Consider the following 22261-nt stretch of genomic DNA (forward strand, 5'->3'; position numbering starts at 1 on the left):
GGCGCGAGAGCCGGAGCCCCTGTACCGATGGGGACACACCTGCCGAGGAGCGCCCCGCATGAGCCTGACCCTTCGGACCATCAGCCGTGAGCAGCATCTGGCATTCATCCAGAGCCAGCCCTCGGCGAGCCACTGCCAGGTTCCGGCATGGGCTGATGTGAAGACCGAGTGGCGCTCGGAGAACCTGGGTTGGTTCGACAAGTCCGGCGAACTCGTCGGCGCGGGCCTGGTGCTCTACCGCCAGCTCCCCAAGATCAAGCGCTACCTCGCATACCTGCCCGAGGGCCCGGTCATCAACTGGTACGCCCCCAACCTCGACGACTGGCTGCAGCCGATGCTCGCGCATCTCAAGCAGCAGGGCGCCTTCTCCGTGAAGATGGGGCCGCCCGTCGTCATCCGCCGGTGGGACTCGGCCGCCATCAAGTCCGGCATCCAGGACCCGGACGTGAAGCGCCTGAAGGACGTCGAGGCCACGCACATCGAGCCGCGCGCCTTCGAAGTGGCCGACCGGCTGCGGAAGATGGGCTGGCAGCAGGGCGAGGACGGCGGCGCCGGCTTCGGTGACGTGCAGCCCCGCTACGTCTTCCAGGTACCGCTGGCCAACCGCTCGCTCGACGATGTCCTCAAGGGCTTCAACCAGCTGTGGCGCCGCAACATCAAGAAGGCCGAGAAGGCCGGTGTCGAGGTCGTCCAGGGCGGCTACGAGGACCTCGCCGAGTGGCAGCGGCTGTACGAGATCACGGCCGTCCGCGACCACTTCCGGCCGCGCCCGCTCTCGTACTTCCAGCGCATGTGGACCGTCCTCAACAACGAGGACCCCAACCGCATGCGGCTGTACTTCGCCCGCCACAACGGAGTGAACCTCTCCGCCGCCACCATGCTCGTGGTCGGCGGACACGTCTGGTACTCCTACGGAGCCTCCGACAACATCGGCCGCGAGGTCCGGCCCTCGAACGCGATGCAGTGGCGGATGCTGCGCGACGCCTACGCGATGGGCGCGACCGTCTACGACCTGCGCGGCATCTCGGACTCGCTCGACGAGACCGACCACCTCTTCGGTCTGATCCAGTTCAAGGTGGGCACGGGCGGCGAGGCCGTGGAGTACGTCGGTGAGTGGGACTTCCCGCTCAACAAGCTCCTGCACAAGGCGCTCGACATCTACATGTCGCGCCGCTGACGCCCGTGCCGACGGTTGCGTAGTCTCGTACGTAATCTCGTCGGTGTCGTACAAACCTCTGATACACCGCAGCCACCAGAAAGGTTCCGGGCCGGCCATGGCGCTCTCCCTCTACGTCGACACCGCTCGCTGGCGGGCGCACCAGAAGACCGTGATCGACCAGTTCCCCGGACTGGTCCCGGTCTGCAAGGGCAATGGCTACGGTTTCGGCCATGAGCGGCTGGCCGACGAGGCCGCCCGCTTCGGCTCGGACATGCTCGCCGTCGGCACCACGTACGAGGCGGCGAGGATCAAGGACTGGTTCGGCGGTGATCTGCTGGTCCTCACCCCGTTCCGGCGGGGCGAGGAGCCGGTGCCGCTGCCCGACCGGGTGATCCGCTCCGTGTCCTCCGTCGACGGTGTGCACGCCCTGGTGGGCGCCCGGGTCGTCATCGAGTGCATGAGCTCGATGAAGCGCCACGGCGTGCGCGAGGAGGACCTCGGCAAGCTGCACGCCGCCATCGAGGACGTACGGCTCGAAGGTTTCGCCCTGCACCTCCCGCTGGACCGCACGGACGGCACCGACGCGGTCGAGGAGGTCATCGGCTGGATGGACCGACTGCGGGCCGCCCGGCTGCCCCTGCACACCATGTTCGTGAGCCATCTGCGGGCCGAGGAGCAGGCGCGGCTCCAGCAGCAGTTCCCGCAGACCCGGTTCCGGGCGCGGATCGGTACGCGGCTGTGGCTGGGCGACCACGAGGCGACGGAGTACCGCGGCTCCGTCCTCGACGTCACCCGCGTCGCCAAGGGTGACCGGTTCGGCTACCGCCAGCAGAAGGCGGCCTCCGACGGCTGGCTGGTGGTCGTCGCGGGCGGCACGTCGCACGGCGTGGGCCTGGAGGCCCCCAAGGCGATGCACGGCGTGATGCCCCGCGCGAAGGGCGTGGCCCGTGCCGGCCTGGCGACCGTCAACCGGAACCTTTCGCCGTTCGTCTGGGCAGGCAAGCAGCGCTGGTTCGCCGAGCCGCCGCACATGCAGGTCTCGATCCTGTTCGTCCCGTCCGACGCCCAGGAGCCGAAGGTCGGTGACGAGCTGGTGGCCCATCTGCGGCACACGACGACCCAGTTCGACCGACTCGTCGAGCGCTGAGGCGCCGAGCTGCTGACGCCGCACGGGGTGGCGCGCCCCTGGGACCCCGGGGGCGGCTAGTCCCTCACCGCGCCCCACTCCACCCGCGGCCCCTCCACGGCCGACGCCGCGTGCCGGGCCGGGTGGGCGGCCCTGCCCATGACGAAGACGTCCTCTGCGCCGTCCAGGACACCCCCGGAGGGGTCGTCGGAGCCGTCCTGCCGCACGACGTCCCGCTCGGGCGCCAGGATGTCGCGGACGACGACCGCGCACAGGTAGAGCGTGCCGAGCAGATGCAGGACGACGGCGAAGTGGTAGCCGTCCGTCGGCAGGCCCTGCTTGCTGCCGCTGGTGGTGAAGGCCAGGTACATCCAGATGCCCAGGAAGTACATCACCTCGCACGCCTGCCAGATCAGGAAGTCGCGCCAGCGCGGCCGGGCCAGCGCGGCGAGGGGGATGAGCCACAGGACGTACTGCGGTGAGTAGACCTTGTTGACCAGGACGAACGCGGCCACGACGAGGAAGGCGAGCTGCGCGAAGCGGGGCCGGCGGGGAGCCGTGAGCGCCAGGGCGGCGATGCCGCCGCACGCCAGCAGCATCAGCACCGCGGCGAGGACGTTGGCCGTCTCTGGTGTGATCGGCTCACCGGTGCGCTGGCTGACCAGCAGCCACAGGGAGCCGAAGTCGATGTTCCGTTCACTGCTGAAGGTGTAGAACTGCTTCCACCCCTCGGGCGCGAGCAGCATCACCGGCAGGTTCACCACCAGCCAGGCGCCGGCCGCGCCGAGCAGGGAGGCGCTGAACTCGCGCCATTTCCCGGCCCGGCAGCAGAGCAGCAGAAGCGCGCCGAGCAGGAAGACGGGGTACAGCTTCGCCGCCGTGGCCAGGCCGATGAGGATGCCGAACGCGAGAGGCCGGCCGCGTGACCACATCAGGACGGCGACGGCCGTCAGGGCCACGGCCAGCAGATCCCAGTTGATGGTGGCGGTGAGCGCGAACGCGGGCGCCAGGGCGACGAGCAGGCCGTCCCAGGGGCGGCGGCGGTGGGTCCGGGCCACGCAGACCGCCATGACGGCGGCGCAGACCATCAGCATGGCCGAGTTGATCATCCAGTACGTCTGCTCGCGCTGCATCATGTCGCCGCCGTCCGGCGTCAGCCAGGCCGCGACCTCCATGAACAACCCGGTGAGCACCGGATACTCCAGGAACTCTATGTCGCCGCTCAGCCGGTCGAAGTACGGAACCAGGCCCTCGGCGAAGCCCCGGCCGACGAAGAGATGCGGGATGTCCGAGTAGCAGGCGTGGGTGTACTGCGAGGTGGAGCCGCGGAACCAGGCCCAGTTGTAACACGGGATCTTCTGCACCATGCCGAGCGCAAACATCCCGATGGCGACCAGTGCGATCACCCGCACCGGCGTGAGGGAGCTGGTGCCGAGCAGAGCCCGGCGGCCGACCGGCCCCCCGATCAGTTCGCTGCCCGCCGCGGCCACGTCGTCCCGTTGCGTGGGGCGCACCACCGCTCGGTCCCGCTGCGGACTCGTCTTCTGGAGGCTCGGCATGGGGGACATCCTGCCGTACGCACCTTGGGAAACGGCGAGGGCCGCCACACCCGAACGCGTACGAAGGTACGGATCGGGTGCGGCGGCCCTCAGGGCGCTGCCGGTGCTCGCGGGGACGTATCAGCCGCCGAGCCAGCCGGTGCCGCCATTGGGTCTGCCGGTGCCGCCGCCTGTGTCGTCGGTGGCCGTGGGCGTGGGTGCCGTGGGCGTCCCGGTCGTGCCGCCCTCGGTGGTCCCGCCGTTCTCGTTGCCCTCGGTGGTGCCGCCGTTCTGGCCGCCGTCGGTGTTGCACGGCCAGTCCCACACGTCACAGGTCTTCTCCGGGTCCGGCGTCTTGCTCGGAGTGGAGGACGGTGTCGACGAGGGAGTGGACGACGGGGTCTGGGACGGGGTGACAGACGGCGTCGGCGTCGGGCTGGTGAGGCCGCCGCCGTAGACCGGCTTGGCATCCTCCAGGTCCTCAGGCGCCGGGAAGGACTCCGGCTCCATTCCCTGCAGGGCATCGGTCATGTAGTCGTTCCAGATCCGCGAGGGGAACGACGAACCGTGGATCTTGGGCTGGGCACCGGTGCCGAACATGGACTCGAACTTCCGGCCTGCCTTGGTCTCGTCGTCGTCGAAGCGGTACATGTCGATCGCCGTCGACAGCTGCGGGGTGTACCCCACGAACCAGGCGGAGTTGTTGCCGTCGGTGGTACCCGTCTTGCCGGCCACCTGGCGGCCCGGGATGGCGGCCTTGCGGCCGGTGCCCTTGGGGTGCTCGACCACGTCGCGCAGGACGTCGGTGACATTGCTCGCGATGGCCGTGGAGAAGGCCCGCTCGGGCTTCGCCTTGTGCTCGTAGATGACCTCCCCCTTCCGCTTGACCTTGGTGACGGAGAAGACGTCGTTGCGCTCGCCGTTGTTCGCGAAAGTCGCGTAGGCGCCGGCCATACGGATCGCGCTCGGGTCGGAGATACCGAGCGAGAACGACGGCACATCGGCCCTCACCAGCGAGCTCTCGCGCAGACCGGCCTTGATCGCCGTCTCACGGACCTTGTCGATGCCGATGTCCATGCCGAGCTGGACGTACGGCGAGTTGGCCGAGCGGATCATCGCCTCGCGGAGGTTCATCTCCGGGTAGCTCGCGTCGTCGTCATTGACCTGGAGCCACTCCTCGCCGTTCTCGTCGCGCCAGATCGTGCCGTCGTAGTTCCTGATCAGCAGCTTGTTCTTGCCGGAGTAACGGCTCTTGTCGGGGTCGACGATCGTGCGGATGGAGGGATCCCGCGGGTTCCGTACGCCGTGCTCCATCGCCGCGGCCAGCACGAACGGCTTGAACGTCGATCCGACCTGCGCACCGGTCTGGTCGGCGTTGTTGGTGAAGTGCTTGGTGGCGTCGGTGCCGCCGTAGATGGCGACGATCGCCCCCGTCTTCGGGTCGACCGAGGCGCCGCCGAACTGGACATGGGTGTCCGTCTTCGGCCGCCTCTCCGGGTCGATGTACTCGGCGTAGATCTTCTTGACGGACTCTTCGAGAGCGTTGACCTTCTTCTTGTCGAAGGTCGTGTGAATCTCGTAGCCGCCCTCGGCGAGGGCCTTCTCGCCGATCTCACCGTCGTAGCTGTTGATGAAGTTGGCCTTGGCCGTACTCACCAGGTAGCCGATCTGACCGGTCAGCGCCGCGTCCTTCTTGGGCGGCTTCACCCTCGGGAATTCCGGGTACTTCGCGCGCTCCTCGGAGGAGAGATGGCCGTCGTTGACCATTTCGTCGAGAATCCACCGCCACCGCTTTTCGGCGCGTTCGCGGTTGGCCTCCGGGCTCGCCTTCGGGTCGATCTCCAGCGCACCGGCCGGGTCGTAGTAGGTCGCGCCCTTCAGCAGGGAGGCGAGGAAGGCGCACTCGCTGGGGTTGAGGTACTTGGCGTCCTTCTCGAAGTACGTACGGGCCGCAGCCTGGATGCCGTAGGCACCGCGGCCGTAGTACGCGGTGTTCAGATACCCCGCCATGATCTGGGGCTTCTCCATATCGGTACCGACCTTTATGGAGATGAAGAGCTCCTTCACCTTTCGGCTCAGGGTCTGCGACTGGTCGGCCAGCAGATTGTTCTTCACGTACTGCTGGGTGATGGTCGAACCGCCCTGGGTCTCCCCGCCCTTGGCCATGTTCCACACGGCGCGGCCGATGCCCATCGGGTCGATACCCGAGTCATCCCGGAACGTCTTGTTCTCGGCCGAGATAACCGCGTTCTGCATATGCATGGGGATCTGTTCGATGCCGATGATCTGGCGGTTGACCTCACCACCGGTCGCGGCCATCTGGCTGCCGTCGGCCCAGTAGTAGACGTTGTTCTGCGCCTTGGCGGCCAGGTCCTCGTTGGGGACGCCCACCACGGCGTAGCCGATCGTCGCCGCACCCATCAGGCTGCCCATGAACGCGAGGAACAGGCCCGTCACGAGCTTCCAGGAGGGCACCCAGCGGCGCCAGCCGTACTTGCCGTACCGGGGGTAGTCGATCAGCTTCTTCCGGCCCGGGGGCCTGCCACCACGACCCCGGCCCGGTCCGCTCTCGTGGCCGCCGCCCCCACCGCCGCGCCGGCCGCCGCCGTGTCCACCCGCGCCGCCGCCGTCAGGGGCGCGTCGGCGGCCGCCCCCTCTCTGCGCGGCGCGACGGGCCTCGGCCCGTCCACCGTAGGGGCGCTCCTCCTCGTACCCGGACGAAGGGGATCCCATATCGACATCCCGCGCCTGGGCCGACCTGCGGCCCATGGGCTGCTGGGCAGCGCGTCGGGCCGCCGCGCGGCCGCCACTCGGCGGCTGCGACTGCGGCATCTTGCGACGGTGCTCGCTCATCGAACGACTACTCCTCGGGCAGGCGCGTACGCCTGGAAGCGGCAGTTGAGTTCCGGTCCCCCCGAAATACGCACGGACGAGCCCCATGGGAGGCCTCCCCGTGCGGCAGCCGGTCACCCGCAGCACTGACGCCCCGCGGCGTCGCTTGGTTCCCGGTGGTCTGCATGCCGCACAGACTACGCACGGCCAAAACCCTCCTAGGGCCGAAGTTCACCCCAAATCAGGCAAGTCGATTGCTATGAATTGACGATGTGACGCCGGTCACCACACCCCCCCTTGTCGCATCCGGGACACCGTTCTATCGTCGGGATGTATCGAGTCGATACATCAGCGCGGCATAAGAGTCCTGACGGCGGAGGAGGCGACGGATGAGCAGGCGCTCAGGAATCCTTGAGTTCGCCGTCCTCGGCCTGCTCCGCGAGGCACCCATGCACGGGTACGAGCTGCGGAAACGGCTCAATACCTCGCTGGGGATCTTCCGGGCCTTCAGCTACGGGACCCTCTACCCCTGCCTCAAGACGCTGGTCGCCAACGGCTGGTTGATCGAGGAGCCGGGCAGCGCCCCCGAGGACGCGCTCGCCGCCTCACTCGCAGGGCGCCGCGCCAAGATCGTCTACCGGTTGACGGCGGAAGGTAAGGAGCACTTCGAGGAGCTCCTCTCCCACACCGGCCCGGACACCTGGGAGGACGAGCACTTCGCCGCCCGCTTCGCCTTCTTCGGGCAGACCGAGCGCGAGGTACGGATGCGGGTGCTGGAAGGCCGCCGCAGTCGGCTGGAGGAGCGCTTGGAGAAGATGCGCGCCTCTCTGGCCCGTACGCGCGAGCGCCTCGACGACTACACCCTTGAGCTGCAGCGCCACGGAATGGAGTCCGTGGAGCGCGAGGTGCGCTGGCTGAACGAGCTCATCGAGAGCGAGCGGGCGGGGCGGGATCAGCGATCCGGCCCCGACGCCCCCGAGGGCGCCGCTCAGCAGGACAACGATTCTGGAGAAACGGGCGGCCTGCCCCGGCACGGGGGCAGTACCCGGCCGGATCCGTCCGACGACACCACCAAGTGAAGCCCTGCGGCATGCAGGGCTTCCACGATCACACAGGGAGCAACCGGAAATGGGTTCGGTTCGCGTAGCCATCGTCGGCGTGGGCAACTGCGCCGCCTCACTGGTGCAGGGCGTCGAGTACTACAAGGACGCCGACCCGGCGGCCAAGGTACCCGGCCTGATGCACGTCCAGTTCGGCGACTACCACGTCGGTGACGTCGAGTTCGTCGCCGCCTTCGACGTCGACGCCAAGAAGGTCGGCCTCGACCTCTCCGACGCCATCGGCGCCAGCGAGAACAACACCATCAAGATCTGCGACGTTCCGAACAAGGGCGTCACGGTCCAGCGCGGACACACCCTCGACGGTCTCGGCAAGTACTACCGCATGACCATCGAGGAGTCCGCCGAGGAGCCGGTCGACGTCGTCCAGGTCCTCAAGGACAAGCAGGTCGACGTCCTCGTCTGCTACCTGCCCGTGGGCTCCGAGGACGCGGCGAAGTTCTACGCCCAGTGCGCCATCGACGCCAAGGTCGCCTTCGTCAACGCTCTTCCGGTCTTCATCGCCGGCACCAAGGAGTGGGCGGACAAGTTCACCGAGGCCGGCGTCCCGATCGTCGGTGACGACATCAAGTCCCAGGTCGGCGCCACCATCACGCACCGCGTCATGGCGAAGCTGTTCGAGGACCGTGGTGTCCGTCTTGAGCGCACCATGCAGCTCAACGTCGGCGGCAACATGGACTTCAAGAACATGCTGGAGCGCGACCGCCTGGAGTCCAAGAAGATCTCCAAGACCCAGGCCGTCACCTCGCAGATCCCCGACCGTGAGATGGGCGAGAAGAACGTCCACATCGGTCCGTCGGACTACGTGGCCTGGCTGGACGACCGCAAGTGGGCGTACGTCCGCCTTGAGGGCCGTGCCTTCGGCGACGTTCCGCTGAACCTGGAGTACAAGCTCGAGGTGTGGGACTCCCCGAACTCGGCGGGTGTCATCATCGACGCCCTGCGCGCCGCGAAGATCGCCAAGGACCGCGGCATCGGCGGCCCGATCCTCTCCGCGTCCTCGTACTTCATGAAGTCCCCGCCGGTCCAGTACTTCGACGACGAGGCCTACGCCAACGTCGAGAAGTTCATCAAGGGCGAGGTCGAGCGCTAAGCACCGCGCGCACGACGATCGAGGGTCCCCGGGGGCATGCGCCCGGGGGCCCTCTTCATATGTGAGTCTTGCTGCCATGTCCGTCGTACGTGATCTGCGCGTACTCCTGCGCCTGACGAACTTCCGCCGCCTGCTGGCCGTCCGCCTGCTCTCCCAGTGCGCCGACGGCGTCTACCAAGTGGCGCTGGCCACGTACGTCGTCTTCTCCCCGGAGAAGCAGACCTCCCCCGCCGCCATCGCCTCGGCCATGGCCGTCCTCCTGCTCCCGTACTCGCTGATCGGCCCGTTCGCCGGGGTCCTCCTCGACCGCTGGCAACGCCGGCAGGTCTTCCTCTACGGCAATCTGCTGCGGACGGCGCTCGCCTGCATGACGGCGGTACTCATGCTGGCCTCCGTGCCGGACTGGCTCTTCTACGCCTCGGCCCTCTCGGTGACGGCTGTCAACCGTTTCGTCCTGGCGGGCCTCTCCGCCTCGCTGCCGAGAGTCGTCGACGACGAGCGGCTTGTGGTGGCCAACTCCCTCTCACCGACGGCCGGCACTCTGGCGGCCACTGCGGGTGGCGGGCTCGCCTTCGCGGTGCGTTTCGTCTCCGCCGACTCGGACGCCGCTGTGGTCGCGCTGGGCGCCTTCCTCTATCTCTGCGCCGCCCTCGCCTCCCTGCGGATGTCCCGTGAACTTCTCGGTCCCGATCCGGAGCTGGTGCAGCCACGCCTCCCGGCCGCGCTCGCTTCGACGGCCCGTGGCCTGAAGAGCGGGCTGCGGCATCTGTCCGAGCGTCGACCGGCAGCCCATGCGCTGGCCGCCATGACGCTGATGCGCTTCTGCTACGGCGCGCTGACGGTGACCGTGCTGATGCTCTGCCGGTACGCCTGGAGCTCCACGGAGCAGGAAGGACTCGCCCTGCTCGGCCTGGCCCTCGCGATCTCGGGGGCGGGCTTCTTCGCGGCGGCGGTCATCTCACCGTGGACCGTAGGACGGCTCGGCCCGTTCGGCTGGATGGCAGTCTGCGCGGGCTCGGCCGCACTGCTGGAGCCGGCGCTGGGACTACCCTTCGAGCCGGTCCCGCTCCTGGTCGCCGCCTTCGTTCTCGGACTCATCACCCAGGGAACCAAGATCGCGACGGACACCGTGGTCCAGACGTCGGTGGACGATGGTTTCCGGGGGCGCGTCTTCTCGCTCTATGACGTGCTGTTCAACGTCGCCTTCGTCGGTGCCGCCGGAGCCGCCGCCCTGATGCTGCCGCCGGACGGCCGGTCCGTTCCCCTGGTGGTCATGGTCGCGGTGCTCTATGCCACGACCGCGGTCCTCCTGCTGAGGCGGCGCTCGCGACAGAGCGAGGGGTGATGTTTCACGTGAAACATCACCCCTCGGCGTCCCGGCGTAGTCGATGTTTCACGTGAAACATCGACTGCTCTCGACTCAGCTCTGAGCCGCCCACCACTCCTTGAGGGCGGCAACAGCCGCCTCATGCTCCATGGGCCCGTTCTCCAGCCGCAGCTCCAGCAGGAACTTGTACGCCTGGCCGACGGCCGGGCCCGGACGAATGCCCAGCAGCTCCTGAATCTGGTTGCCGTCCAGGTCGGGCCGGATGGCTTCCAGCTCCTCCTGCTCCTGGAGCTGCGCGATGCGGTCCTCCAGCCCGTCGTAGGCGCGAGAGAGGGCACCGGCCTTCTTCTTGTTCCGGGTGGTGCAGTCGGAACGCGTCAGTTTGTGGAGCCGCGAGAGCAGGGGACCCGCATCACGCACATAGCGACGCACCGCTGAGTCGGTCCACTCGCCCGTTCCGTAGCCGTGGAAGCGCAGATGCAGCTCCACCAGGCGCGAGACGTCCTTGATCATGTCGTTGGAGTACTTGAGCGCGGTCATGCGCTTCTTGGTCATCTTCGCGCCGACCACCTCGTGGTGGTGGAAGGAGACGCGACCGTCCTTCTCGAAGCGCCGGGTACGCGGCTTGCCGATGTCGTGGAGCAGGGCCGCCAGCCGCAGCACCAGGTCCGGCCCGTCCTCCTCCAGGTCGATCGCCTGGTCGAGAACCGTCAGGGAGTGCTCGTAGACGTCCTTGTGCCGGTGGTGCTCGTCACTCTCCAGCCGCAGCGCCGGCAGCTCGGGCAGCACATGATCGGCGAGCCCTGTGTCGACGAGCAGCCCGAGCCCCTTACGGGGGTGGGCGGAGAGCAGCAGCTTGTTGAGCTCGTCACGGACGCGCTCGGCGGAGACGATCTCGATACGGCCGGCCATCTCGGTCATCGCCGTGACGACCTCGGGCGCCACCTCGAAGTCCAGCTGCGCGGCGAAGCGCGCCGCGCGCATCATGCGCAGAGGGTCGTCGGAAAAGGACTCCTCCGGCGTTCCCGGGGTCCGCAGCACTCGCTCGGAGAGGTCCTCGAGCCCACCGTGCGGGTCGATGAAGTCCTTCGCCGGGAGAGCCACGGCCATGGCGTTGACCGTGAAATCACGCCGGACGAGGTCCTCCTCGATGGAGTCGCCGTAGGAGACCTCGGGCTTGCGCGAGGTACGGTCGTACGCCTCCGAGCGGTACGTCGTCACCTCGATCTGGTAGCCACTCTTCTGGCAGCCGACCGTTCCGAAGGCGATCCCGACCTCCCAGACCGCGTCGGCCCAGGGGCGGACGATCTTCAGGACCTCCTCCGGGCGGGCGTCGGTCGTGAAGTCGAGGTCATTGCCCAGCCTGCCGAGCAACGCATCCCGTACCGAGCCGCCGACCAGCGCGAGGCTGAACCCGGCCTCCTGGAAACGGAGCGCGAGGTCGTCGGCGACAGGGGACACACGCAGCAGTTCACTGACCGCGCGGCGTTGCACCTGGCTCAGTGCAGTCGGGGTGTCTTCGTTGGCGTTCGGCACAACAGAAAAGGGTACGTGCCCCGGCCCCCGGCAGCGTCCTGGATTTCCCCCGCCCTCGACCGCTTCCCCCCGATCAGCTGGAGCAGTCCCCGGCACTTGGCCACAGCGTGCCTCGTTACCATGCGTGGACACAGCAACCGGGAACCACCGACACCACTGATACGACGAGGACGGGCGAACGCGTGGCCGAGGCGGCAGACAACCAGGGGACCGTTCCCTCACCTGCCCGTCGCTGGCTGCGGCGCGCGGCCTCTCTGGTCGTCGGAGCGCCGCTTCTGGCCGGACTGCTGCTGGGTCCCGCCGCCCCGCCGGCGACGGCTGCCGACGAGGCGGCCGGGTCAAGGACGGTCAGTGTGTCCCTCGACACGCTCACTCCCACCGCTCCTCTGGAGAGCGACACCCTCACGATCTCCGGCACGGTGACGAACCAGAGCAAGCAGGCCGTCACCGATGCCACGGTGGAGCTCCGAGTCGGTCCCCGCATGACCAGCCGAAGCGAGATCGACCAAGTCTCCGGCCGGACCGGCTTCCGGCCGGGCAGCGATCCAGCGGCGCTCGGCGGCGCCCCTACCGTCAAGATCCCGCTGTTGGCGGCCGGGCTCAGCAAGGAGTTCAGGCTCTCCGTCCCGGTCTCCAAGCTGGGACTGGAGGACGCGGGCGTCTACCAGCTGGGCGTCTCTCTCTCGGGGCGGACGGTCACGCAGCCCGGCGGGCGGATCCTCGGCATCGAGCGGACCTTCCTGCCCTACCAGCCCGAAGCCACGGAGAAGAAGACACAGCTCACCGCTCTCTGGCCCCTCGTCTCCTCCGCCCATGTATCGGCGGAGACCGGCTCCGACGATCAGCAGACGCCGGTCTTCGAGAACGATGAGCTGGCCGCCGAGCTCGCCCCGGGCGGACGTCTGGAGCAGATGGTCGCGCTGGGCAAGGACCTTCCGGTCACCTGGGTGATCGATCCGGACCTGCTCGCCACCGTCGACGCCATGACCGGCAGCTACCGCGTCAAGGCGGGCACCGACACCGTGCCGGGGCGGAACCAGGCGATCGCCGAGCGATGGCTGGACTCCCTGGAGAAGGCGGTGGCGGACAGCAAGGTCGTCGCCCTGCCGTTCGCCGACCCCGACATCGCCTCGCTGGCGCACCGCGGGAAGGACGTCCCCGGATCGCTGAGCCATCTCCAGCTGGCGACGGAGCTGGCCGCGAGGACCGTGGAAACCACTCTCCATGTGACACCTTCCACCGACTTCTCCTGGCCGGTCGACGGAGCCGTCGACCCCTCGATCATGGATGTGGCGACCTCGGCCGGCGCCCACAAGGTGATCGCCCGCAGCGACAGCTTCCAGGACGATCTGCCGTACACCCCCACGGCCGCGCGGCCCATCGGCGGCGGCACCACCGCCATCGTCAGCGACGCCTATCTCTCGACGGCGTTCGAGGGAGACATGGTCCGTACGGGGAGCTCCACGCTCGCCGTCCAGGAGTTCCTTGCTCAGTCGCTCGCCGTCACCCTGGAGCAGCCCGACCAGCAGCGCAGCGTCGTGGTCGCCCCGCAGCGGATGTTGACGACCGCCCAGGCTCAGAGCATGGCGACCGCGCTGCACGGACTGGCCGCCCAGCGCTGGACGCAGCCGCTCGATCTGATCGCGGCCGCCGCGGCGAAGCCGGACCCGGACGCCACGACCAAGGTGCCCAGCGCCTCCCGCTATCCGCAGGAACTGCGCAAGCAGGAGCTGCCGGCCGTGGCCTTCCGTGACATGAAGGCCACCCGTGATGAGCTGGACGATTTCAAGGTCATCCTGACCCAGCCGGACCGGGTGGTGACCCCCTTCGGCAACGCGATCAGCCGTGAGATGTCCACGTCCTGGCGAGGCGAGGGCCCCTCGGCCTCGCTGTACCGGATCGGCGTACTCAACTATCTGCGAGGCCTCACCAAAGAGGTCGAGCTGATCGACAAGTCCGATCTCATGCTCTCCGGGCGCAGCGCCACCATCCCGGTGACCGTCCAGAACAGGCTGCTCCAGGGCGTGGACCACCTGGTGCTGCGGCTGACCCCCGCCAACAAGACCCGTCTGCAGCTCGACGACGGTGCACCCGTCGCCGAACGTCCTGTCAAGATCAACGGCGGGCACAGCCAGTCGGTGAAGTTCACGGCCTCGGCCAACGCCAACGGACCCGTCCCCATGACGGCCCAGCTCTTCACCGAGGACGGCAAGCCTTACGGTGAGCCGATGACCTTCACCGTGAAGGTCTCCGAGATCACCTCGACCGTGATGCTCGTCCTCGCCGGCGGTGTGCTTCTGCTCGTCCTCGCCGGCGTACGGATGTACACCCAGCGCAAGCGCGCGGCGGCCAGGAACGCCGAAGTGGAGGCCGCGGAGGACGACGATCCCGAGCAGCCGAGTGACCCGACACCGGACACCGGTCCCGAAAGCGGCAACCCGTCGGGCGCGAGTGAGAAAGTGGACCGTTGAGCGATGTCGTGGCCGGTCGGCCGGGGACGATGAGGTGGGGTAACCATGAACGCGCCGTACGACGGTGACCGCGGCCAGGGCGCGGGCGGCACCGAGCCGTCCGGTGGAACGCCCCCGGCGTCCACGGGCCACGGCAAGGCGCCGGTTCCGCCGCCGCAAGCCGCTCCTGACCCCTACGCGATGAACCAGCCCGCCCGGGATCAGCAGAGACAGGAAGCGCACGGACAGGACCAGCTCCCCCAGGACCCCTACGTCCAGGAGGCCTATGCCCACGATCCCTACCGGGCACAGGACCTCTCCGCGCAGGACCCGGTGACCGAAGCGCTCTACGACCGCGCGGCGCACCCACCGCCGCCGCCGGGCACCTACCCGGAGCCTCAGCCGCTCTACCAGCAGCCGGCCCCACCCCAGCACGCCCCGGACCCGAGGGTCTGGGCGCAGACCCCCGCGCCCGAGCCCGACGGCCCTTCGCGCCATCTGCCCTACGGCGACGACGCCCGCACGGTCCAGTTCACCGGCGTGGACGACCTGGTGACCCGGGCCGCCGACGAGCAGCCCGAGCCGGACGCCTTCGCGCACCTCTTCCGGGACCAGCAGACCCCCGGACAGGTGCCCCCGCCCGCTCCGGAGCCGAATCCGATGCCCGCGCCCGCCCCGAAGAAGACCGGCCGCGCCTCCGGGCTGCTGAAGTCGAGCGCGGTGATGGCGGCCGGCACCCTGGTGTCCCGTCTCACCGGCTTCGTCCGCAGCCTGGTGATCACCGGCGCCCTCGGCGCCGCCCTGCTCGGCGACACCTTCACCGTCGCGTACACCCTGCCGACGATGATCTACATCCTCACCATCGGCGGCGGCCTCAACTCGGTCTTCGTGCCGCAGCTGGTCCGGTCGATGAAGAACGACAAGGACGGCGGCGAGGCTTACGCCAACCGCCTGCTGACCCTGGTCATGGTCGCCCTCGGCGCGATCGTCGCGATCGCCGTCTTCGCGGCCCCCCTGCTGATCCGGCTGATGTCCAACACCATCGCCGACGACGCCGCGGCCAACAGCGTCGCCGTGACCTTCGCCCGCTACTGCCTGCCCACCATCTTCTTCATGGGTGTGCACGTGGTGATGGGTCAGATCCTCAACGCACGGGGCAAGTTCGGCGCGATGATGTGGACCCCGGTCCTCAACAACATCGTCATGATCGTCACGTTCGGCCTGTTCATCTGGGTCTACGGCACCTCGGCCGAGTCCCAGATGGGTGTCCAGACCATTCCCGACGACGGCGTCCGCCTGCTCGGCATCGGCACCCTGCTCGGCCTGGTCGTCCAAGCCCTGGCGATGATTCCCTACCTCCGCGAAGCGGGCTTCCGATTCCGGCCCCGCTTCGACTGGAAGGGCCACGGCCTCGGCAAGACGGTCAAACTCGCCAAGTGGACCGTGCTGTTCGTCCTCGCCAACCAGGCAGGCGTGCTGGTCGTCACTCAGCTCGCCACCGCGGCCGGTGAGGAATCCGGCAGGAGCGGCGCCGGCTTCCTCGCGTACTCCAACGCCCAGCTGATCTGGGGCATGCCGCAGGCCATCATCACCGTCTCCGTCATGGCCGCCCTCCTGCCCCGGATCTCCCGCGCGGCCCACGACGACGACCCCGGCGCCGTCCGTGACGACATCTCGCAGGGTCTGCGCAACTCCGCCGTCGCGATCGTCCCGGTCTCCTTCGCCTTCCTGGCCCTCGGCGTCCCGATGTGCACCCTGCTGTACGCCTCCAGCGGCCTCCAGGCCGCCCAGGGCATGGGCTTCATCCTGATGGCCTTCGGCCTCGGACTCATCCCGTACTCGGTGCAGTACGTTGTGCTCCGCGGCTTCTACGCCTACGAGGACACCCGGACGCCGTTCTACAACACGGTCATCGTCGCCGCCGTCAACGCGGCGGCCTCGGCCGCCTGTTACTTCGTGCTGCCGGCCCAGTGGGCCGTCGTCGGCATGGCCGCCTCGTACGGTCTCGCCTACGCCGTCGGTGTCGGCGTCGCCTGGCGCCGACTGCGCAACCGGCTGGGCGGTGACCTGGACGGCGCCCATGTGATGCGGACCTACGCCCGGCTCTGTCTGGCCTCCCTGCCCGCCGCGATCGTGGCCGGGGCGGTCGGCTTCGGCCTTCTGAAGACCCTGGGCGAAGGGGCTCTCGGCTCCCTCGTGGCCCTCCTCGTCGGCGGTGTCGTCCTGCTCGGCGTCTTCTTCGTAGCGGCCAAGCGCATGCGGATCGAGGAGCTGAACTCCATGGTCGGTATGGTCCGTGGGCGCCTCGGACGGTAGGACACCGTCCCGCACAACCATCGTCGGCCGCCGTGTGTCGTGCATAGCGGCCGACTGTGGGCACAATTGGCTTGGCTGTTGGATGTGGCGCAACGGATGGGGAGGCAGGAACGACGGTGGCGGAACGTAGCACGGCTGCCGTCGACGTGGCCGACAACAGCGGTGACGACCCGCTGACCGCCAAGGCGGGCAAGGCCGCGACCGACGGGGTGGCGAAAGCGCAGGACAAGGCGGAGAAGTCCGCCGACGACGCGGACAACGAGGCCGACAACCGGCAGAACGGCGAACACCCCTCCATCGAGACACCCGAGCTGCACAGCGGGCACAAACTGGCCAGGCGCTACCGCCTTGAGGAGTGCGTCACCCGTCTGGACGGTTTCAGCAGTTGGCGAGCCGTCGACGAGAAACTGCGCCGGGCGGTCGGCGTCCATCTCCTGCCCGCAGACCACCCCCGGGCCCGTTCGGTGCTCGCCGCCGCCCGCTCCGCGGCGCTGCTCGGCGACCCCCGCTTCGTCCAGGTCCTCGACGCGGTCGAGGAGAACGACCTCGTGTACGTGGTGCACGAATGGCTCCCCGACTCCACGGAACTCACCACGCTGCTGGCGGCGGGGCCGTTGGAGCCGCACGACGCCTACCAGCTCGTCAGCCAGGTCTCGCAGGCCATGGCAGCCGCCCACCGCGAGGGACTGGCCCACCTCCGCCTCACCCCGAGCGCCGTACTGCGCAGCTCCACCGGCCAGTACCGGATCCGTGGCCTCGCCGTGAACGCCGCACTCCGCGGCATCAGCGCCGAGCGCCCCCAGCGCACCGACACCGAGGCGATCGGGGCCCTGCTGTACGCGGCCCTGACCCAGCGCTGGCCGTACGACAGTGACGCCTACGGCCTCTCCGGCCTTCCCAAGGGCGTCGGGCTGCTGGCTCCCGACCAGGTACGGGCCGGGGTCCACCGCGGCCTGTCCGAGATCGCCATGCGCGCCCTGGTCAACGACGGCGCCACCGCCTCACGCCAAGAGCCTCCCTGCACCACCCCGGACGAACTCGCCAAGGCCGTGGCGGCGATGCCTCGCATCCGCCCGCCGGAGCCGGAGTTCCCCACACCGCCCGAGTACCAGCGCACCACTTACCAGCAGGGCACCTACGGCCGCCCGCAGCAGCGGCCGGGCACCGCGGCCACCCAGCCCGTGGTCGCCCCGCCGGCGCCCCTGGAGAGCCGTACCGGGCGGGCCCTGAAGTGGGCCGTCTCCGCGCTGCTCATCGCCGCCCTGGGACTGGGCAGCTGGCAGATCGCGGACCGGCTGCTCGACCAGCGGAACAAGGACACCGAGACCCCGCAGAACACGCAGCCGCAGAACACCGACGACGACAAGGAGAAGGTGGCGACGGGCAAGCCCATCGCGATCGTCGGTGCCCGCGACTTCGACCCGCTCGGTTCCGGCTCCGAGAAGCCACAGGGCATAAAGAACGCCTACGACGGCGACCCGAGCAGTTACTGGAACACCGACGGGTACTACAGCGCCGACTTCGGTCGGCTCAAGGAAGGCGTAGGCCTCATCCTCGACCTGGGCAAGGCCCAGCAGGTCGGCTCGGTCGAGGTCTCCTTCCTGGGGGACACCTCCGTGCAGCTGCGGACCGCCCCGGCGGACGCCTCGGCCGAGCCGACCACTCCGGGCGGCTTCGCCACCCAGGCGTCGGGCTCCGGCACCAAGGTGTCGCTGAAGCCCAAGAAGCCTGTGACGACGCGCTACGTTCTGGTCTGGCTGACCGAGCTGCCCTCCAGTAACGAGGGCGACTTCCGCGGCAAGGTCGCGGACATCAAGATCACCAGCTGACGGCCGAAGGGAGGGGGGTCACCGTTGGACGATGCGATACACGGCGACATCAGCGACCAGGAACTCCTGACGCGCCATGTGGCCGGTGACCCCGATGCCTTCGGTGAACTCGTGCGGCGCCACCGCGATCGCCTGTGGGCCGTGGCGCTGCGGACGCTGGGGGACCGCGAGGAGGCGGCTGACGCCGTCCAGGACGCCCTCGTCTCCGCCTTCCGCGCCGCCCATACCTTCCGCGGCCAGTCGGCCGTCACCACCTGGCTCCACCGCATCACGGTGAACGCCTGCCTCGACCGGGCCCGCAAGACCGCCTCCCGTAAGACGTCCCCCATGGACGACACCGCGCGCTTCGAGCAGCTCCTCGACCCGGTCGAGTCGGCCGAGGCGCCCGCCGAGCGCCACGATCTCCATCGGGAACTGTTGGCCGCGTTGGCCAAGCTCCCCGGGGACCAGCGGGCGGCCCTCGTCCTGGTCGACATGCAGGGCTACCCGGTCGCCGAGGCCGCCCGCATCCTGGATGTGCCCACCGGGACGGTGAAGAGCCGCTGTGCGCGCGGACGTGCCCGATTGCTGCCGATGCTCATCCATCTGCGCGCGGATACGGGGGGTAACGAGGGCTCCGACCGGGGAAGGAACCGGACGCCGGGGACATCCGTCCCACCGGTGTCGGGGCCAACGGATAACGGATCGAATGGTCCGGCTGCTGTGAAGGGCGGAGGTGGGCGCACGTGACTTCCACGACCGGCAGGGCCGACACAACACAGCACCCGGACGTCTCGGAGATCTCCGACCTCACGGAGGGGCTGCTCTCTCCGTCCCGCACCGCAGCCGTACGACGGCATGTCGACGGCTGCTCCTTGTGCGCTGACGTGCGGTCCTCCCTGGAAGAGATCCGAGGACTGCTGGGGACACTGCCCGGCCCGCCGCGCATGCCCGCCGAGATCGCAGGCCGCATCGACGCCGCTCTGGCAGCGGAAGCGTTGCTCCATGCCACCAGGCCTGAGGCGGACGCTCATGTTTCACGTGAAACAGTGACTGCCCACCGAGACACCCGCCCCTCCACCGCTCCCGAGCCGGCCGTGGACCGGCCCGCCGGCCGCTCCCGCGCCGCCACCGGCCCCGGCCGTCCCGGCAAGAACCACCGGCGCCGCGTCGCAGCCCTCGGCGCCGCCTTCGGGGCCGCCGCTCTGGGGCTCAGCCTGTTCTTCGTCCAAGGCGGCATCCAGACCCTCAGCGGCGACTCGGGGGAGAAGAAGAGCGACACGGCGGTCAGCGGTGCCGCCACGACCCGTTTCGAGGGCGAGACGGTCGAAGCCCGGGTCCAGGCCCTGCTGCACCAGGACGCGCCTCTCAAGGCTCCCAAGGAGAGCAGTCCCGAGTCGATGTCCGCCGAAGGGGGCGACACCCCGAACCGCAGCGTCGCCGAGGTCCTGCCCGCATGCGTCAAGGCCGGTACCGACCGCCCCGACGTGGTCATCGCCTTCCAGAGGGGCGACTACGACGGTCGGCCCGCCTATCTCCTCGTCCTGCCGCACCCCATCGAACGCTCTCAGGTGCAGGCCTATGTGCTGGACGCCTCGTGTGCCGAGCGCGGAGGAAAAGGCAAGGCCGAGGTTCTGCTGACGCTGTCCTACCCTCGCTCCTGACCTCGCTGCCGTGCCGCGCGGCGTTCTCGGGAATGCAGGCCCCGTAGGATCCGTTGGGTGGGGTGAGAGTCATCGACCGACCGCACCGTAGGCAGTAGGCAGTCTGCAGAGACGAGGAAGAAACCCGTGAGCGACGTCCGTAACGTGATCATCATCGGCTCCGGGCCCGCGGGTTACACCGCTGCGCTCTACACAGCGCGAGCGTCGCTGAAGCCGCTGGTCTTCGAGGGGGCGGTCACCGCCGGTGGCGCCCTGATGAACACGACCGACGTGGAGAACTTCCCCGGCTTCCGTGACGGCATCATGGGCCCCGACCTGATGGACAACATGCGCGCCCAGGCCGAGCGCTTCGGCGCCGAGCTGGTTCCGGACGATGTCGTCGCCGTGGACCTGACGGGCGACATCAAGACCGTCACCGACACCGCCGGCACCGTGCACCGCGCCAAGGCCGTCATCGTCACGACCGGCTCCCAGCACCGCAAGCTCGGCCTCCCCAACGAGGACGCGCTCTCCGGCCGCGGTGTCTCCTGGTGCGCCACGTGCGACGGGTTCTTCTTCAAGGACCAGGACATCGCCGTCGTCGGCGGCGGTGACACGGCGATGGAGGAGGCCACGTTCCTCTCCCGCTTCGCCAAGTCGGTCACCATCGTCCACCGTCGTGACACCCTGCGCGCCTCGAAGGCGATGCAGGAGCGCGCCTTCGCCGACCCGAAGATCAAGTTCGCGTGGGACAGCGAGGTCGCCGAGATCCACGGTGACCAGAAGCTCACCGGCCTGACGCTGCGGAACACCAAGACGGGCGAGACCAGCGAGCTTCCCGTCACCGGTCTCTTCATCGCCGTGGGCCACGACCCGCGCACCGAGCTCTTCAAGGGTCAGCTTGAGCTCGATGAGGAGGGCTACCTCAAGGTCGACGCTCCCTCGACGCGGACGAACCTTCCCGGCGTCTTCGGCGCCGGCGACGTGGTCGACCACACCTACCGTCAGGCGATCACCGCCGCCGGCACCGGCTGCTCCTCGGCTCTCGACGCCGAGCGCTTCCTGGCCGCTCTCGCCGACAACGACAAGCTCGCCGAGCCGGAGAAGACCCCCGCGGTCTGACCCACCCGGCATTCCTCACCCCACACCCGCGAAGTTAAGGAGGCCGCCGTGGCCGGCGCCCTGAAGAACGTGACCGACGCTTCCTTCGAGGACGACGTCCTCAAGAGCGACAAGCCCGTCCTGGTGGACTTCTGGGCCGCCTGGTGCGGTCCGTGCCGCCAGATCGCTCCGTCGCTCGAGGCCATCGCCGCCGAGCACGGTGAGATCGAGGTCGTGAAGCTGAACATCGACGAGAACCCGGCCACGGCTGCCAAGTACGGCGTCATGTCGATCCCGACGCTGAACGTGTACCAGAACGGCGAGGTCGTGAAGACCATCGTCGGTGCCAAGCCGAAGGCCGCGATCCTCCGCGACCTTGAGGGCTTCGTCTCCGACGAGGTCGCCAAGGGCTGACCGCCCTGCGCCTTGTTTCACGTGAAACAGCGATGGCCCGCCCCGAAAGAGGCGGGCCATCGTCGTACGGGCTCACACGCTTGAGGTCCGCTAGAGCGGCCGAAGAGCCGGCTCCTTCTGCACCGCGCCGAGGAGGCGATCCAGCGCCAGCTCCACGTCCTCCTTCCAGGAGAGCGTCGTCCTCAGTTCGAGCCTCAGCCGGGGATGCGCGGGGTGGGGCCGAACGGTCTTGAATCCCACCGCCAGCAGATGCTCCGCCGGCAACACACAGGCGGGTTCCTTCCACCGGGCGTCGCCGAACGCCTCGATCGCCTTGAAACCACGCCGCAGCAGATCCTTCGCAACGGTCTGCACCATCGTCCGGCCCAGTCCCTGCCCCTGGTATCCCGGCATGATCCACGCCGTCATCAACTGTACGGCGTCAGCGGAGACCGGACTGGTGGGGAAGGCCATGGAGCGGGGCACATAGGCCGGGGGAGCGTAGAGAACGAAGCCGACGGGCACCTCATCGACATAGACCACCCGACCGCAGGATCCCCATTCCAGGAGCACGGCGGAGATCCATGCCTCTTTCTCCAGCTCCGGTCGTCCTGCCTTCACCGCGGCCTCGCCACTGACCGGGTCGAGCTCCCAGAAGACACAGGAGCGACATCGTTTGGGGAGGTGCGGAAGGTTGTCCAGCGTGAGCGGTACAAGCCGACGCCCCACGGCTCTTCCTCGCTTCCCTCGGCCTACGCAGCACGGATACGCCCTCCCAGAATCGTATCGATGGGGCGATCGGGGCGATACCGTCCACAGCC

Annotated in this window: 16 protein-coding genes; 12 read left to right on the forward strand and 4 right to left on the reverse strand. The window is 68.8% G+C overall.

The features are described from left to right. The first annotated feature begins 58 nt into the window (after positions 1 to 58). Positions 59 to 1177, forward strand: coding sequence for a lipid II:glycine glycyltransferase FemX (locus ACIRB4_RS19350; protein WP_403292708.1), 1119 nt, complete (start codon positions 59 to 61; stop codon positions 1175 to 1177). A gap of 97 nt (positions 1178 to 1274) precedes the next feature. Then, entirely contained in the window at positions 1275 to 2306 is a 1032-nt protein-coding gene (locus ACIRB4_RS19355; protein WP_403292710.1) for an alanine racemase, read from the forward strand. 56 nt (positions 2307 to 2362) lie between these two features. Here the strand turns inward: ACIRB4_RS19355 and ACIRB4_RS19360 are convergent, their stop codons facing one another. After that, positions 2363 to 3844, reverse strand: coding sequence for a glycosyltransferase family 87 protein (locus ACIRB4_RS19360; RefSeq protein ID WP_403292712.1), 1482 nt, complete (start codon positions 3842 to 3844; stop codon positions 2363 to 2365). Between the two features lie 120 nt (positions 3845 to 3964). Further along, entirely contained in the window at positions 3965 to 6676 is a 2712-nt protein-coding gene (locus ACIRB4_RS19365; RefSeq protein WP_403292714.1) for a transglycosylase domain-containing protein, read from the reverse strand. 368 nt (positions 6677 to 7044) lie between these two features. Here ACIRB4_RS19365 and ACIRB4_RS19370 point away from each other — a divergent pair, with 368 nt between their 5' ends. From ACIRB4_RS19370 to ACIRB4_RS19380, 3 genes are all read left to right on the forward strand, one after another. Then, entirely contained in the window at positions 7045 to 7734 is a 690-nt protein-coding gene (locus ACIRB4_RS19370; RefSeq protein ID WP_403292717.1) for a helix-turn-helix transcriptional regulator, read from the forward strand. A 49-nt stretch (positions 7735 to 7783) separates the two neighbouring features. Continuing rightward, on the forward strand, positions 7784 to 8866 hold the full coding sequence (locus ACIRB4_RS19375; protein WP_403292719.1) for an inositol-3-phosphate synthase: 1083 nt from the start codon (positions 7784 to 7786) through the stop codon (positions 8864 to 8866). Between the two features lie 76 nt (positions 8867 to 8942). Beyond that, complete coding sequence (locus tag ACIRB4_RS19380; protein ID WP_403292721.1) at positions 8943 to 10211, forward strand: MFS transporter; 1269 nt, start codon at positions 8943 to 8945, stop codon at positions 10209 to 10211. 75 nt (positions 10212 to 10286) lie between these two features. On the opposite strand, the gene ACIRB4_RS19385 is transcribed toward ACIRB4_RS19380, so the two are convergent. After that, positions 10287 to 11729, reverse strand: coding sequence for a CCA tRNA nucleotidyltransferase (locus ACIRB4_RS19385; protein ID WP_403292722.1), 1443 nt, complete (start codon positions 11727 to 11729; stop codon positions 10287 to 10289). A 182-nt stretch (positions 11730 to 11911) separates the two neighbouring features. On the opposite strand from ACIRB4_RS19385, the gene ACIRB4_RS19390 reads away from it, so the two are divergent. From ACIRB4_RS19390 to trxA, 7 genes are all read left to right on the forward strand, one after another. Next, positions 11912 to 14200, forward strand: coding sequence for a DUF6049 family protein (locus tag ACIRB4_RS19390; RefSeq protein ID WP_403292724.1), 2289 nt, complete (start codon positions 11912 to 11914; stop codon positions 14198 to 14200). 45 nt (positions 14201 to 14245) lie between these two features. Then, a complete protein-coding gene (murJ, locus tag ACIRB4_RS19395) occupies positions 14246 to 16495 on the forward strand; it encodes a murein biosynthesis integral membrane protein MurJ (protein ID WP_403292726.1) in 2250 nt (749 codons plus the stop codon). Positions 16496 to 16611: 116 nt separating this feature from the next. Next, complete coding sequence (locus tag ACIRB4_RS19400) at positions 16612 to 18324, forward strand: protein kinase family protein (RefSeq protein ID WP_403292728.1); 1713 nt, start codon at positions 16612 to 16614, stop codon at positions 18322 to 18324. A 24-nt stretch (positions 18325 to 18348) separates the two neighbouring features. Further along, complete coding sequence (gene sigM, locus ACIRB4_RS19405; protein WP_403292729.1) at positions 18349 to 19053, forward strand: RNA polymerase sigma factor SigM; 705 nt, start codon at positions 18349 to 18351, stop codon at positions 19051 to 19053. Positions 19054 to 19352: 299 nt separating this feature from the next. Continuing rightward, positions 19353 to 19967, forward strand: coding sequence for a hypothetical protein (locus ACIRB4_RS19410; protein WP_403292731.1), 615 nt, complete (start codon positions 19353 to 19355; stop codon positions 19965 to 19967). A gap of 126 nt (positions 19968 to 20093) precedes the next feature. Next, entirely contained in the window at positions 20094 to 21068 is a 975-nt protein-coding gene (trxB, locus tag ACIRB4_RS19415) for a thioredoxin-disulfide reductase (protein WP_403292732.1), read from the forward strand. A 48-nt stretch (positions 21069 to 21116) separates the two neighbouring features. Then, positions 21117 to 21461, forward strand: coding sequence for a thioredoxin (gene trxA / locus ACIRB4_RS19420; protein WP_356887253.1), 345 nt, complete (start codon positions 21117 to 21119; stop codon positions 21459 to 21461). Between the two features lie 90 nt (positions 21462 to 21551). Here the strand turns inward: trxA and ACIRB4_RS19425 are convergent, their stop codons facing one another. Next, complete coding sequence (locus tag ACIRB4_RS19425; RefSeq protein ID WP_403292734.1) at positions 21552 to 22169, reverse strand: GNAT family N-acetyltransferase; 618 nt, start codon at positions 22167 to 22169, stop codon at positions 21552 to 21554. Positions 22170 to 22261 lie beyond the last annotated feature (92 nt).

This window comes from Streptomyces sp. NPDC093600 (assembly GCF_044764755.1).
In the GTDB taxonomy this organism is placed as follows: Bacteria; Actinomycetota; Actinomycetes; order Streptomycetales; family Streptomycetaceae; genus Streptomyces.

Coding starts and splice junctions, on each gene's coding strand:
- ACIRB4_RS19350 (WP_403292708.1), top strand. CDS start 59: ATGAGCCTGACCCTTCGGACCATCAGCCGTGAGCAGCATCTGGCATTC.
- ACIRB4_RS19355 (WP_403292710.1), top strand. CDS start 1,275: ATGGCGCTCTCCCTCTACGTCGACACCGCTCGCTGGCGGGCGCACCAG.
- ACIRB4_RS19360 (WP_403292712.1), bottom strand. CDS start 3,844: ATGCCGAGCCTCCAGAAGACGAGTCCGCAGCGGGACCGAGCGGTGGTG.
- ACIRB4_RS19365 (WP_403292714.1), bottom strand. CDS start 6,676: ATGAGCGAGCACCGTCGCAAGATGCCGCAGTCGCAGCCGCCGAGTGGC.
- ACIRB4_RS19370 (WP_403292717.1), top strand. CDS start 7,045: ATGAGCAGGCGCTCAGGAATCCTTGAGTTCGCCGTCCTCGGCCTGCTC.
- ACIRB4_RS19375 (WP_403292719.1), top strand. CDS start 7,784: ATGGGTTCGGTTCGCGTAGCCATCGTCGGCGTGGGCAACTGCGCCGCC.
- ACIRB4_RS19380 (WP_403292721.1), top strand. CDS start 8,943: ATGTCCGTCGTACGTGATCTGCGCGTACTCCTGCGCCTGACGAACTTC.
- murJ (WP_403292726.1), top strand. CDS start 14,246: ATGAACGCGCCGTACGACGGTGACCGCGGCCAGGGCGCGGGCGGCACC.